13 protein-coding genes are annotated in these 13813 nt (G+C 52.5%); 10 read left to right on the top strand and 3 right to left on the bottom strand.

Translation table 11 applies throughout. The annotated features are described in order from the left end of the window. The first annotated feature begins 16 nt into the window (after positions 1–16). From ACGG90_RS02020 to ACGG90_RS01975, 10 genes are all read left to right on the top strand, one after another. Entirely contained in the window at positions 17–2284 is a 2268-nt protein-coding gene (locus ACGG90_RS02020) for an FAD-dependent oxidoreductase (RefSeq protein ID WP_390405196.1), read from the top strand. A gap of 121 nt (positions 2285–2405) precedes the next feature. After that, complete coding sequence (recQ, locus tag ACGG90_RS02015) at positions 2406–4169, top strand: DNA helicase RecQ (RefSeq protein ID WP_390405194.1); 1764 nt, start codon at positions 2406–2408, stop codon at positions 4167–4169. Between the two features lie 113 nt (positions 4170–4282). Further along, positions 4283–5686 (top strand): cysteine--tRNA ligase, encoded by a 1404-nt coding sequence (cysS, locus tag ACGG90_RS02010; RefSeq protein WP_390405193.1) that lies wholly within the window; start codon positions 4283–4285, stop codon positions 5684–5686. Further along, entirely contained in the window at positions 5683–6099 is a 417-nt protein-coding gene (locus ACGG90_RS02005) for a Mini-ribonuclease 3 (RefSeq protein ID WP_390405191.1), read from the top strand. Before cysS ends, ACGG90_RS02005 begins: the two co-directional genes overlap by 4 nt. Further along, positions 6080–6943: a 23S rRNA (guanosine(2251)-2'-O)-methyltransferase RlmB gene (gene rlmB, locus ACGG90_RS02000; protein WP_390405188.1), complete on the top strand. Its 864-nt coding sequence runs from the start codon at positions 6080–6082 to the stop codon at positions 6941–6943. Before ACGG90_RS02005 ends, rlmB begins: the two co-directional genes overlap by 20 nt. Continuing rightward, the gene (locus ACGG90_RS01995; protein ID WP_390405186.1) at positions 6943–7473 is read left to right on the top strand and encodes an NYN domain-containing protein; all 531 of its coding nucleotides are present in this window, start codon (positions 6943–6945) and stop codon (positions 7471–7473) included. Before rlmB ends, ACGG90_RS01995 begins: the two co-directional genes overlap by 1 nt. A 727-nt stretch (positions 7474–8200) precedes the next feature. Beyond that, complete coding sequence (locus tag ACGG90_RS01990; protein ID WP_390405183.1) at positions 8201–8635, top strand: CopY/TcrY family copper transport repressor; 435 nt, start codon at positions 8201–8203, stop codon at positions 8633–8635. Then, the gene (locus ACGG90_RS01985; RefSeq protein ID WP_390405180.1) at positions 8632–9003 is read left to right on the top strand and encodes a cupredoxin domain-containing protein; all 372 of its coding nucleotides are present in this window, start codon (positions 8632–8634) and stop codon (positions 9001–9003) included. Before ACGG90_RS01990 ends, ACGG90_RS01985 begins: the two co-directional genes overlap by 4 nt. Positions 9004–9021: 18 nt before the next feature. Further along, the gene (locus ACGG90_RS01980; RefSeq protein WP_390405178.1) at positions 9022–9294 is read left to right on the top strand and encodes a cupredoxin domain-containing protein; all 273 of its coding nucleotides are present in this window, start codon (positions 9022–9024) and stop codon (positions 9292–9294) included. Then, positions 9294–11225, top strand: coding sequence for a copper-translocating P-type ATPase (locus tag ACGG90_RS01975; RefSeq protein WP_390405175.1), 1932 nt, complete (start codon positions 9294–9296; stop codon positions 11223–11225). Before ACGG90_RS01980 ends, ACGG90_RS01975 begins: the two co-directional genes overlap by 1 nt. Before the next feature lie 70 nt (positions 11226–11295). Here the strand turns inward: ACGG90_RS01975 and ACGG90_RS01970 are convergent, their stop codons facing one another. Genes ACGG90_RS01970 through ACGG90_RS01960 form a run of 3 tightly spaced genes read right to left on the bottom strand, consistent with a single transcriptional unit; the run spans position 11296 to position 13795 of the window. Further along, complete coding sequence (locus tag ACGG90_RS01970; protein WP_390405173.1) at positions 11296–12042, bottom strand: ABC transporter ATP-binding protein; 747 nt, start codon at positions 12040–12042, stop codon at positions 11296–11298. A gap of 2 nt (positions 12043–12044) precedes the next feature. Further along, entirely contained in the window at positions 12045–13028 is a 984-nt protein-coding gene (locus tag ACGG90_RS01965) for a taurine ABC transporter substrate-binding protein (protein WP_390405171.1), read from the bottom strand. After that, complete coding sequence (locus ACGG90_RS01960; RefSeq protein WP_390405169.1) at positions 13025–13795, bottom strand: ABC transporter permease; 771 nt, start codon at positions 13793–13795, stop codon at positions 13025–13027. Before ACGG90_RS01960 ends, ACGG90_RS01965 begins: the two co-directional genes overlap by 4 nt. Between the last annotated feature and the right edge of the window lie 18 nt (positions 13796–13813).

Below are 13813 nucleotides of genomic sequence, written 5' to 3'. Positions count from 1 at the left end.
ATAGGGGGAATGATTTGTGAATGTTTTAGCCCTTGTAGGTGAAAGTGGTGCGGCAACGTTGAGCCAAACGGTGCTGGATCGCTTGCGCGCCTTGGTGCCTGCGCACAAGATCGCAGCTGATGCGCCTAAGCTTGAAGCGGCGATCACTGCAGCAGACGGGTTGATCGTGGTCGTACCAGAACACGAGCCAGGCGTCTTAACCGCCTTGCAGCAAGCAATTGCGGCGTTGACCCAAACAAAGCCGCTGTTAGCTGGGATGCCAACGCTTTTGATCGGCGCCAGTGCAACGAGCATGGACAGTTTTCGGGCGACGAAAGCATTGGCGCAAACTCTGGCCGGCCACGGCGTGAAAGCTGCGCTGTGCGCCCAAGTTGAACTTGGTGACGCCAGGCGCCAAGCAAAGATGCCGCAATTAAAAGCAGCGGCGGCCAAGTTAACTGCCGCTATGACACAGGAGGATGAAACGATGAAACAACCGCAGATCGCATGGGATGCGACTTATGATGTTATCGTGTTAGGTTTTGGCGGCGCTGGCGCAACTGCAGCGCGCTTTGCTGCAGACAACGGCGCCAAGGTGTTGCTGGTGGATGCGGCACCGAATGGCCATGAAGGCGGCAACACGCGTTACGCTGGGCAAATCGTCGGCTCGGCCAGCGATTTTGACGAAATGAAGCAATATTATGAGCGGCTGCAGTATCCGTTAGATCTTGATGAAGAAATGATCGATACTTACGTTGACGGCATGGTGGGGATGAGCGATTATTTCCAGAAGTATCTGGGCGTGGCCAAGCCGTTTTCAGTGCGGCGTGATTGGACCAAGACCAAGCCCAACCTCAAGACAATGCTGCCGGAATTTCCAGAATATCCAGGCGGCGAGGCGTATGACGTGTTGCTGGTGCATGATGGCACATTTGATTCGGCCTTTTGGAAAACGCTGCGGCAACAAGTTGTCGATCGCGCCGACCAAATCGATGTGTGGTTCGCATCACCAGCCCGTCACTTGCTGCAAGACCCAACGACCAAAGCCGTGATCGGTGCCCAAATCGAACGCGAGCATGTGTTGTTAAACATCCAAGCTACTAATGGGGTCGTGCTGGCCACTGGCGGCTTTGAAAACAACAAGCAAATGATCCAAGATTACTTAGGTGCGCAAGCCTTGACCCCGCTTGGCACGGTTTATAACAAAGGTGATGGCGTGGCGATGGCCCAAGAAGTTGGTGCCGATATGTGGCACATGCACAACTATGAGTCATTGGGCTTGACGGTGCGCGAACCTGAAGGCAAACGCGGCAAGATCTTGTTTGACTGGACCGCAATGACCAAAGGCAGTGCGTTTGTGATTGGTGATGACGGGACGCGGTATTTGAATGAAGCCGAAGAAAATCGCCATGGGCACTTATATGATCATGGCACTTGGCGGATCCCAGCCAATAACGTGCACCCTTATTTGATCTTTGATGCCAAGAAGTATGCGGCGTTTGAACAAGCATCACCTGCGTGGTTGAAGCAAGTGATCAAAGCCCCAAACATCGCTGATTTAGCGGCGTTGTTGCATGTGCCAGCCGCGAACTTGGCCAAGACGCAACAGCGCTTTGATCAATTTGCCAAAGCCGGCGACGACCCGCAATTTGATCGGGATCCGCAATCGATGACGGCTTTTGACGACGGCCCGTATTATGCGCTGCCGCTGCGCCAGTCGATGCTCAATACCCAAGGCGGCCCACGGCGCAATGTGCGCTGTGAAGTGCTTGACCCCACTGGCAAGCCGATTCCGCAATTGTATTCAGCAGGGGAGCTTGGCGGGATTTCTGCCAATCAGTACCAAGGCGGCAACAACTTAGCCGAATGCTTGATTTTTGGTAAGATCGCCGGCATGAACGCGGCGCGGCCAAAGCACAATGTCGCAGTCAGCGCTGGGCAAACCGCGGCGGCGTCAGCGGCGCCTGATGCGACATCAGGCGCCAGCCAACATGCTGCCGCAGCTTCTGATCTTGCCGGCGCCAGTGAAGATTACCCAACTGGACCAGATCAATATATCGGCCGCTCAACTGCCGGTATGGGCAATGAAATCGTGGTGCGCGTTACTTACAAAGACCACACGATCGAAAATGTCGAAGTGTTGAAGCAGAATGAGTCCGGCGATTTTGGACTCAAAGCGATCCAAGCTTTGCCGCAAGCGATGGTTGCTAAGAACTCACCTGACGTTGATGCCGTCACCGGCGCCAGTGTTTCCAGCAGTGCGTTGAAAGAAGCCGTTAAAGACGCTTTGCGCCAAGCCAAATAAATTGATGAACACCACGCCGTTTGGACGTGGTGTTTTATGTTGGTGCAGTGAAATGAACAGATCTTTTGCGTATTAATAGTATGAACGGTAAAATAGATGGATAGAAACGGGGGAACAAACCATGGCCAATGCACAGGCGCTTGCGATTCTACAAGATAAATTCGGCTATCCGGAATTTCGGCCAGGCCAAGCTCAGGCGATCGATCAGGTGTTAGCCGGCGAGAATACTTTAGTGGTGATGCCGACTGGCGGCGGGAAGTCGCTGTGTTACCAGATCCCAGCTTTATTGCTTGATGGGTTGACTTTGGTGGTGTCGCCTTTGATCGCGTTGATGAAAGACCAAGTCGATGCCTTGAACGAAAACGGTATCGCTGCAACGTATATCAACTCCAGTTTGACCTACCAAGAAGCGGAGAATCGCTTGACCTTAGCGGCCCAAGGTGCCGTTAGGATGTTGTATGTGGCCCCGGAGCGCTTAGATCAGCCGCAGTTTCAAGAAGAATTATCTGGGTTGAACATCAGCTTGATGGCAGTTGACGAAGCCCATTGTATTTCGCAATGGGGACATGATTTTCGGCCGAGTTATTTGCACTTGCAAGAAATTGCCGCCAACTTGCCGTCGCAGCCGACTATTGTGGCTTTGACGGCAACGGCCACAACGCGAGTGGCCGAAGATATCTGTCAGCGCCTCGCCATTGCGCCGCAGAAGATGATCAACACCGGCTTTGCCCGGGACAACTTGAGCTTCAGCGTGGTGCGTGATCAAGATAAAGATTTATACCTCACTGAATATCTGAAACTCAATCACGACCAATCCGGGATCATTTACGCCGCCACGCGCAAAGAAGTGGAGCGGCTGTATAACTTCTTAAGCAAGAAGCATTTGCCAGTGACCAAATATCATGCCGGCTTAAGCGAAACCGAGCGGGCCCAGAATCAAGAAGATTTCTTATATGACCGCTTGCCGATCATGATCGCCACCAATGCATTCGGCATGGGCATCGATAAGTCCAATGTGCGTTTTGTGATTCACGATCAAGTGCCTGGCGACTTGGAGTCATATTATCAAGAAGCCGGCCGCGCTGGTCGCGACGGCTTGCCAAGTGAAGCGATTTTGTTGTTTGCACCGCAAGACTTGCAGATCCGCCATTTCTTCATCGATCAATCTGAAGGCGATGACGATTACAAGCAGCGCGAATACATGAAGCTGCAAACCATGGCGCAGTATGGCAACACCGGCGATTGCTTGCAACAATTCATCTTGCGCTATTTTGGCGAGAAAAGTGCGCCATGCGGGCGGTGTTCTAATTGTTTGGATCAGCGCGAGCTCGTTGATGTCACCGAAGACGCGCAGAAGGTCTTGTCTTGCGTGGTGCGCATGCATTCACGCTTTGGCAAAGGCTTGATTGCCCAAGTACTGGCCGGCGCCAACAATCAGCGCATTAAAGACTTGCACCTGCAGGAACTGTCCACTTACGGCTTGATGGCGTCTCAACGGCAAAAGGACATCACCGGCTTCATTGATTTTCTGACCGCCAGCGGGTTCTTGCAAGCCAACGGCGGCCAATATCCGACCTTGAGCATCACCATGGCTGGCGCGCAAGTGTTAAAAGGCCAACAGCAGGTCCAACGCAAAATGGCCGCCAAAGCCAAGGCGACTTTGGCCATTGACGATGATTTGTTCCAGGCGCTGCGCAATTTGCGCCGCGAGTTAGCCGAATCTGCCGGCGTGCCGCCATATGTGATTTTCTCAGATCAAACCTTGAAGCAATTGGCGCAAGAACGGCCGCAAGATCGCTTGGCAATGCTTTCGGTGCGCGGCGTCGGCCAAAACAAACTCGACAAATACGGCGAACAGTTCTTAGCGCTGTTAAAAGACGCGTGATCGTTTTTGTTTATTGCTGGCCCAGTTGGCGTGAATATTCCGTCGATTGGGCTTTATGCATGGCAGACAATTGGGTATGATGAGGAAGAGACTCGAATTCAAAGGAGTATGCGATGCAACTATATAACACCTTGACCAGACGCAAAGAGGAATTCAAACCCATCACCGCAGGCCGCGTGACCATGTACGTTTGTGGTCCGACGGTATACAACTACATCCATATCGGCAATGCCCGCAGCGCCATCGCCTTTGACACGATCCGGCGGTATTTTGAATATCGCGGCTATCAAGTCGATTACGTGTCGAATTTCACCGATGTCGACGATAAAATCATCAACGCCGCCAAGGCTGAAGGCGTGCCGCCGTTAGAATTGGCGCAGCGCTTCATTGATGCGTTCATGGCCGACACCAAGGCCATTGGCATCGAGCCGGCCACGGCGCATCCGCGCGCTAGTGAAATGATCCCCGAGATCATTGCCTTCATCCAAGCCTTGATGGACAAAGGCTATGCATATGCCGTTGACGGCGACGTGTATTTTCGCGTGCGCAAGTCCAAGCATTACGGACAATTGGCCAATAAGCATATCGATGAATTGGAATTAGGCGCCAGCCAACACGTCAATGATGTAGAAACTGCCCGCAAAGAAGACCCGGTGGATTTTGCCTTGTGGAAAGGGGCCAAACCCGGTGAAATTGCTTGGACCTCGCCTTGGGGCAGCGGCCGGCCGGGCTGGCACATTGAATGTTCCGTGATGGCCACCACCTTATTAGGCGACACCATCGACATTCACGCCGGCGGCCAAGATTTGGAGTTCCCGCACCACACCAATGAAATCGCCCAATCAGAAGCAAAGACTGGCAAGACGTTTGCCCATTATTGGCTGCACAACGGCTTTGTGACCATTGGCGAAGATGACGCGAAGATGTCTAAGTCGTTAGGCAACTTCATCACGGTGCATGATCTACTGAAAACCGTCGACGGCAACGTCTTGCGCTTCTTGATGGCCGGCACCCAATACCGCCGCCCGATCCGTTATTCAGAAGCCGGGCTGCAAGAAGCAGCCGCTAACTTGGCGAAGCTGCAAACCGCCGACAACAACGTCGCCTTCCGTCAAGCCGATGCGCCAGCAGGAGCCGATGAACAACTCAGCGCTGCAGTTGCCGATTTGAAGGCGCAGTTCATTGCAGCCATGGATGATGATTTCAACGTCCAAAACGGCTTGGCAGTGGTGTATGAGCTGGCCAAGCTGATGAATGAATACGCCCAAGCCTCAGCACCTAAAGCAGACAGCTTGGCTTTGTTGCGCCAAACACTCAAAGTTTGGCTGCAAATCTTTGGGGTCACCTTTGCCCAAAAGCAAACCTTAGATGCCGATATTGATGCCATGATCGCCCAGCGCGACGCGGCGCGGGCAGCCAAGGATTTTGCCACCAGCGACAAGCTGCGTGACCAATTACAAGCCATGGGGATCATCTTAGAAGATACCCCGCAAGGAACGAGGTGGCGCCGCAAATGACAGATGCTAAACAACTCAATGGGATCGCCTTGGCTTATCTGGGGGATGCTGTGTATGAAGTTTTCGTCAGAGAACACTTATTAAATCGCGGTTTCGTGCGGCCGAATCAATTGCAGCACGCGGCGACGAATTTTGTCTCAGCTAAAGCCCAAGCGGCGCTGATCGCCGGCATGGAAGAACAAACTTTGTTGACAGATACGGAGTGGGATTATTATAAGCGCGGCAGAAACGCCAAGTCTTACACCCACGCCAAGCACACTGATGTGGTCACTTATCGCATCTCCACTGGCTTTGAGGCCTTATTTGGTTACTTGAAGCTCACGCAGCAAGACGAACGGATCCAGACGCTAGCAACATGGTGCATCGATTACGTCGAAGCAGGAAGGACCGGACATGGTCAAATCACAGAATAATCGCAACAAATTTCATCGCGATCCTGAACAAAAGGCGCGCCGCGATCAACGCGTTGCCCGCGCTCGCGAAGACGATCGCCGTCAAGTCGTGCCAGTTCCAGAGGCGCCGGAAGACAACGAATTCACTTTTGGCCGCCATGCGGTAGAAGAAGCTTTGAAAGTCGGCAGTGCAGCCAACATTAACAAGCTGTTTGTGCAAACCGACATGAAGTCTGATCAAGTGCATATGATTGTCAAAGCCGCGCAAGCCAAGAAGATCATCGTCAGCCAAGTGCCTAAGTCCAAATTGGACTTGATGACTGACGGCGGCAATCATCAAGGCGTGTTGCTGGCCATGAGCCCTTATGCTTATGCCACTATCGACGACTTGTTTGCCCATGCCGCCGGCCACGACCCATTCTTCTTGATCTTGGATAATTTGGAAGATCCGCATAATTTAGGTTCGATCATGCGCACGGCTGATGCCGTTGGCGTCGATGGCATCATCATCCCCAAGCATCGTGCCGTGGGCTTGACCTCAACGGTAGCCAAGGTTTCCACCGGCGCTATTGAACACGTGCCAGTGGCGCGGGTCACCAACTTAGCCGCCACGGTCAAGACGCTCAAAGAGCGCAACGTGTGGGTGTTTGGTACCGCCATGGACGGCCAAGACTTCACCCAGTGGGATGCGCATGGCGCTATCGCTTTGGTGATCGGCAATGAAGGCAAAGGTATCAGTCCAGGTATCGCCAAGCTGATGGATGCCACCGTGACTATTCCAATGGTCGGCCATGTACAAAGCCTGAACGCTTCGGTTGCCGCTGGAATCTTGATGTATCAAGCCTTCAATAGCCGGAGGGCCTAATGCGCCGGCATATCCTGATCGTGGACGCGTATAACGTCATTGGCAACTGGCCGCAACTGGCCAAGCTCAAAGCCGATGGCAAGCTCGATGCCGCCCGCGATCTGCTGCTGCAAGTGCTCGCTGAATACCGCGCTCATGAGAATGCCGAAATGATCGTGGTGTTTGATGCGATGTACGTGCCAGGCATCGGGCAAAAATATGACCAATGGGATATGCAAATCGTTTGGACCGATGAGGAACAAACCGCAGATTCTTACATCGAAGCTTTGGCCGAGAAGAACAACACGCCGCTGGTGCAATTGACCGTGGTGACTTCTGATCAAGCTGAGCAGTGGACGGTGTTTTCCCGTGGCGCCTTGCGGATCTCATCGCGAGATTTTCTCGGTTACGTGCGCCGTTCGCACAAAGAGTTCACCAAGTCGGCTAATCCTTTCATCATGCGTGAGAAGAAGCGCAATGTCCCTTGGAATGACGCGCAACAAGCTGAGCTTGACGCTTTGCGCCGCAAGCTTGAAGAAGGCGACGACTAAATTGATAGCCTTGTTCTGCGATTCATTGAATCGCAGAACAAGGCTATTTGTGTGGGCTTAGGGCCTGGCCACCGCTTTCCCCACGACGCTTCGCAACCCATGCCCTACACAATTCGCAACAGGTTAAAAGACTGTCGGAGAAACAGTGATCGACATGCGTCGTATGCTAAAACAAATTTTCAAGGAAATAGCGCCTGGTGGGCACATCGTGTGGCGTTTAGATGGTGTGGAATGGCAGTGGTGGGGTGATAATTGGCCATTTCTGCTACGGTCGAGTGGAATCTCGCCCGCAGTAGCCGTTTCCTCCAAAGCAGCTCAAGGTTGCGATTGATCTCGAGCATATGTTGGTCGAAAATCTTGTAACAGATTACTAATGATGTAGGACAGGTAATGCGGAGTGTTGTGGGGCCAGCCAGTTGGTCAGGCCGTGAAACGATCGGCAGTGCGAAACAAGTGGGATTTGCTTGGTTCGCACTGCTGATCGCGGTAAGTTTGAAGACCCGCGTTGAGCGCAGCGATGCGGGGCTTGAAACTTAGGCGGAAAACGCGCGTCCTTCAGCGCGGTTGCAGCCGGCCGCACCGCCTGACCGACTGGCTGGCCCCACAATGCGCAGCATCACCTGTCCGACCTGCAAAACCGGTAAATACATTTTATCGTTGACAAATGTAAATTTTGGCAGTATCCTGTATTTGTAAGTTACAAATGTAGTTTTTAGGAGGCGCAACAATGGCAGAGGCCTTATCCCCCGCTGAATGGGAAGTAATGCGCGTCGTGTGGACCAAAAACACGGCATCGACCACCGACATCGTCGCGGTGATGCAGCAAAAGCGCGACTGGGCAGAATCAACGATCAAGACCTTGTTGCGGCGCTTAGTGGCCAAGCAGGCCTTAACCACCAGCAAACAAGGGCGGCAATTTATTTATACGCCGCAGATCCAAGAACAGCCGGCAATGAAAGAAGCCGCGGAGAACTTATTTGCCAGCTTGTGTGACATGAAAAAAGGCGCGGTCCTTGCCGACTTGTTGCAAACCACAACATTAAGCCAAGCAGACATTCAACAAATGCAAATCATCTTGGCCCACAAGGCGCAAACCGCGCCAAAGCAGGTGGCTTGTAACTGTTTAGGGGATTGTAATTGTGAAGGAGGAGACGCGTCATGATCAAATTGATCGTATTGATCGTCGGGCTGTTGCTGATCGGCTTCATCTTATGGTGGTTCTTCGGCAAGCATGCCGTCGCCACACAAGAAGCTGTCGTCGCCGACCAGAAACAACAAGTCGATGTGCTGGTCAAAGGCGGCTACTCGCCAGAGCGCGTCGTCCTTAAAGCCGGGGTGCCGGCGGTATTGAACTTTACCCGCACGGATCCGTCAAGTTGTTTGGACCGCGTGGTGTTTCCGGATTTCGGGATCAACCAAGCCTTGCCTAAAGGCGAAACACAAACGATTCAAATCGACACCAGCAAACCAGGTGAATACACTTGGGCATGCGGCATGGACATGTTCCATGGCCAATTAGTCATCGAATAGTCAATTAAGGAGATTATCATGAGTGAAAACATTCAACACATCAACATCAACGTTGCCGGCGGCTATGATCCAGAAGTTGTGACGGTCAAGCAAGGTGTCCCAGCTGAACTGACCTTTACCCGCACCAATGCCCAAGGCTGTTTGGATGTGGTGCATTCAAAGGACTTAGATTTTGAGCAGAACTTGCCATTGAACCAGCCGCAAACGGTGACGATCGATACCAAACAAGCCGGTGAATTTCAATACAGTTGCGGGATGGACATGTTCTTTGGCAAGGTGGTGGTGCAATAATGTCGATTCTTGCGCGCTTTTGGGTGTCGCTGATCTTAAGTTTGCCAATGATTGCAGAGATGATCCTTAAGCCTTTTGGCATCATGCTGCCTGGTGGCGAGTGGACGATGTTGATCTTGACGACGATCATTATGGCAGTGTCTGCAGTACCGTTTTGGCAAAGTGCTTGGGCAAGTTTCACCAAGCATCACGCTAACATGGATACGTTAGTCGCTATCGGTACCGCCACAGCGTATTTCTACAGCATCTATGCGATGTTCACGCAGCAAGCGGTGTTTTTTGAAAGTGCGGCGATCGTGGTGGCTTTCGTCTTGTTGGGGCAAGTGTTTGAAGAACGGATGCGCAACAATGCGTCAGAAGCCGTGGCCAAGCTCGGTCAGCTGCAAGCCAAAGATGCTGAAGTGTTAGTTGACGGTACTTGGCAGCGCAAGGCGTTAAGCGAGATCCAAGTCGGTGACACCTTGCGCGTGCGGCCTGGGGAGAAAATCGCTGTGGATGGCGTGATTGTTGCTGGTGAATCCAGTGTTGATGAGTCCATGGTAACCGGCGAATCCATGCCAGTGGCCAAGACTGTCGGCGACAGCGTGATCGGCGCGACCATCAATGCCAATGGCGCGCTGACTTACACCGCCACTAAAGTCGGTGACGACACGATGCTTGCGCAAATCATGGTGATGGTCAAGAACGCGCAGAATTCCCATGCGCCGATTCAGAAGCTGACCGATAAGGTGTCGGACATTTTCGTGCCAGTGGTGTTGATCTTGGCTTTGGTCACGTTCTTGATCTGGTATGTGTTCATTGGGGCCAGTGTTGCCAATGCCTTGATCTTTGCGGTATCAGTTGTGGTCATCGCCTGCCCATGTGCCTTGGGACTGGCGACGCCAACGGCTTTGATGGTCGGTACCGGGCGTGCTGCCAAGCTTGGCATCTTGATCAAGGACGGTGAAGTCTTAGAAGCTGTTAATGATATCACCACGGTGGTGTTTGATAAAACCGGCACCATCACCAACGGCAAGCCAGTGGTCACTGATGTGCTGGGGGATTCCAAGCGCGTCTTGTCAGTGGCTGCGGCCTTAGAAACTGCTTCAGAACATCCTTTGGCCCAAGCCGTGTTGGCCCAAGCTGAAGCTGAAGCGATCACGCCGCTTCAAGCCGCAGATTTCAAAGCGATCCAAGGCAAAGGGGTAGCGGCAACAGTCGCCGGCCAGCCTGCTGTGGTAGGTAATGCCAAATTGATCGAAGACTATCCTGTGGCCGATGATTTGAAGAAACAAGCGATCGCCTTGCAGCAACAAGCCAAAACGGTGGTTTATGTCGGCGTTGGCCATGAGTTGATCGGAGCCATTGCCATTCAAGACACGCCTAAAGCCACTTCGCAAGCGGCGATCGCCGCTTTGCACGAGCGCGGGTTGAAAACGGTGATGCTCACCGGCGATAATCAGCGGGTGGCTGAAGCTGTCGCCAAGCAAGTCGGAATCGACGACGTGATTGCCGATGTATTACCAGGCGACAAAGCCGCGCAAGTTCAAGCTTTGCAGCAGTCCGGCAAGGTGGCGTTTGTCGGTGATGGCATCAATGATGCGCCGGCGCTGACGACAGCTGATGTTGGCATTGCCATGGGCGCTGGGACCGATGTGGCGATTGCTTCAGGTGGAATCATCTTGGTGCGCAACGATTTGCGCGACGTGGCATTGGCGTTGGAATTAAGCAGGAAAACGTTCAATCGCATCAAGCTTAATTTGTTCTGGGCGTTCATCTATAACATCTTAGGGATCCCGGTGGCGGCAGGCTTGTTCTTCGCCATTGGTTTGAGCCTCAGCCCGGAACTGGCAGGTTTGGCGATGGCGTTCTCATCGTTGTCAGTGGTTACCAGTTCGGTTTTGTTGAACAAGGTCAAACTCAATCTGCCAAGTGCACAAGTTAGTGCGTAAAATCAAGGCGGGGTCAGTCAACACAATGTGCTGGCTGACCCCGCCTATTTTAATGCAAGTTATCGTTTCGTTAACGGTGTATGTTGGTGCGCGAATCTAAGGCTTCCAGCAACTGTTGGCGAAATTCTGGGTAGCCTTGTGCTGACCTGCTTTGGGCAAAGTAGGGATTGGCGATGACGTGGCGGATCGTACCAGGCCGACCAGCCATCACAGCAATTTTTTGACCAAGCTTTAAGGCTTCATCGATATCGTGAGTGATGATAAAAAACGCCGTGTGCGTTGCTTGCCATAACTGCAAGATGACTTGATGCATTTCTTGGCGGGTAAATGCATCCAAAGCCCCAAAAGATTCATCCAATAAAGCCAAGCGCGGTTGATTGACCAACACCCGCGCCAAGGCGACGCGCTGTTTCATCCCGCCGGAAAGAGAAGCAACTCGGGCATGGCGCTGGTTGATTAAGCCGATTTGGTGCAAGGCCAATTCGATGCGCGAGGCTTGCAGGGCTTGGGCTTGATGCCGCATCCGTAAGCCAAAAGCAAGGTTTTGTTCGACATCAAGCCAAGGATATAAACTGGCATTTTGAAAGACGACACCGCGCTCCCAGCTTGGACCGACGATGGGTTGCTCGTCCAGTAGAACCTGGCCGCGACTGGCAGGCAAGTATCCTGCGATGACTTTCAATAATGTGCTTTTACCACATCCAGAGCGGCCTAATACAACTACCAATTCACCTGGGGCGACGGTTAAATCGACCCCGGCAATGGCTGGCGTTTGTTCGCCTGGATAAGTTGCAGCGATATCGTTGAGTGTAAGCATCGTTAAGGCTCCTTTGCTGGAAGATCGATAAAGTCGATCAGCTGATCTAGTGTTGGTGCGGACCTGATGGTTTGTTGCTGGGCCATGAACTGACCAGTGCGTAACAAAGCGCGGCGAAATTCGCCGTTTAACAAGCGTGTACTGCACTGAGTTGCGGCAGTCGGCAGGAGGGATGAACCAAGTTGCTGTTTCGCCGCTTGCGGGGTGATGTCGATTTGCTTGGCGGCAGCTTGAATCGCTTGTTGGGGATGATGCTGATAAAGCTGGTGAGCCGCGTCAAGTTGGGTAAGGATCCCGTGGGCTAACTTGGGCTGGCTTTTAATGAAGGCGGTACGCATAAGTAAGACGTTGGCGGTCGTGTTGCCTTGATGGCTTTGGGTCGCGCTGGTAGTCAACAGCTTGCCAGTTTGGGTGAGTTGTGAAAGCGTCGGCTGCCAAGTGTAAGCCGCGTCGATATCGCCGCGCTGCCAAGCCGCCACGATGTCTTGGGTGTCCATATCGATCAAGGTGACTTGATGCAGTAAGTGTTGTTTTTTGAGTACCATCATCAGGCTGTAGTGGGAGGTGGAAGCAAAAGGGGTGGCGATTTTTTTACCGCGCAGATCCGCCAAAGTGGTGATGCCGCGGCCTTTTTTAACCACGAGGCCTTCATTATTGCCGATGATGCTATTGATCCACACTAGTTTCACTTTGATGCCGGCGTTTAAGGCGACTAATGCATTCGTATCGCCCATTGAGGCACAATCGATATCACCAGACATCAAGGCTTTGTTAGCATCAACGCCTGAATCAAAAGGAATATATTGGATGCGGACGTGCTGTTGCTTGGCCAAGTCGGTAAAATAGCCTTGATGCCGCGCAATGGCAACATCATCAGGCACTTGTAAGATGCCGATGCGAATCGTGGTTTCACTTGTTCGCTGGGAGTGACAACCTGTCATAATTAACAAGCCCATCAGCAGCAGGCTTAGCTTTAATCGCTTCATTCTTGATCACTCCAATACACGAATCGGCGTTGCAACCATTGCAGCAGCGCATCGATCAGAACACCAGTGACGCCGAGAATGATGATGCCAACAAACATGACGTCAGATTTAAGATATTTGGAAGCGTTGATGATCATCCAGCCGATGCCGTAAGTCGCAGCAACCATTTCGGCAGCTACAACGGTTGTATAAGCAACACCGGTCGCGGTACGAATGCCGGTTATGATATTCGGCAAAGCTGCCGGCAATAAGACGTGCCAGAAGATCTGCGTGCTATCGGCACCCAGTGATGCTGCAGCGTTGAGATATTCCGTTGGCACTTGGCGCACGCCACTGACGCACGCCAAATATATCGGCGGAAACGCCGCCAGGTATAAGAGCATGATCTTAGATTGCTCACCGATCCCCAGCCACAAGATCAAGATCATGTAATAAGCTAGCGGCGGCAGCGGCCGGACGAACTGCACGAACGAATCGATTAAGGCGTTGACGCGCGCATTATGGCCGCTTAACAAACCTAACGGGATCGCGGTGAGAACCGCTAAGCTCAACGCAACAAGCAAGCGCAGCATCGTCATGCTAAAATGTTTCGCCAAGCTAATGCCATTATAGCCGTGCTGGCACAGCTGGATAAAAGTCTGAGCGATCTGCAGCGGGCTGGGCAGCAAGACAGCAGGAATCAACTTGGTCAGCGTGATCAATTGCCAGATGATGATAATCAGAAGCCATGCGCCAAGTGTTAGCCGACGATGATGAGTTTGTTTCACGATTAAGCTCCATTCTAT

The sequence above is a fragment of the Lacticaseibacillus jixiensis genome, from assembly GCF_042847315.1.
GTDB classification, from domain to species: Bacteria; Bacillota; Bacilli; order Lactobacillales; family Lactobacillaceae; genus Lacticaseibacillus; species Lacticaseibacillus jixiensis.
The sequence above is the reverse complement of the archived record's forward strand: the minus strand, read 5'-3'. Positions and strand labels throughout refer to the sequence as shown.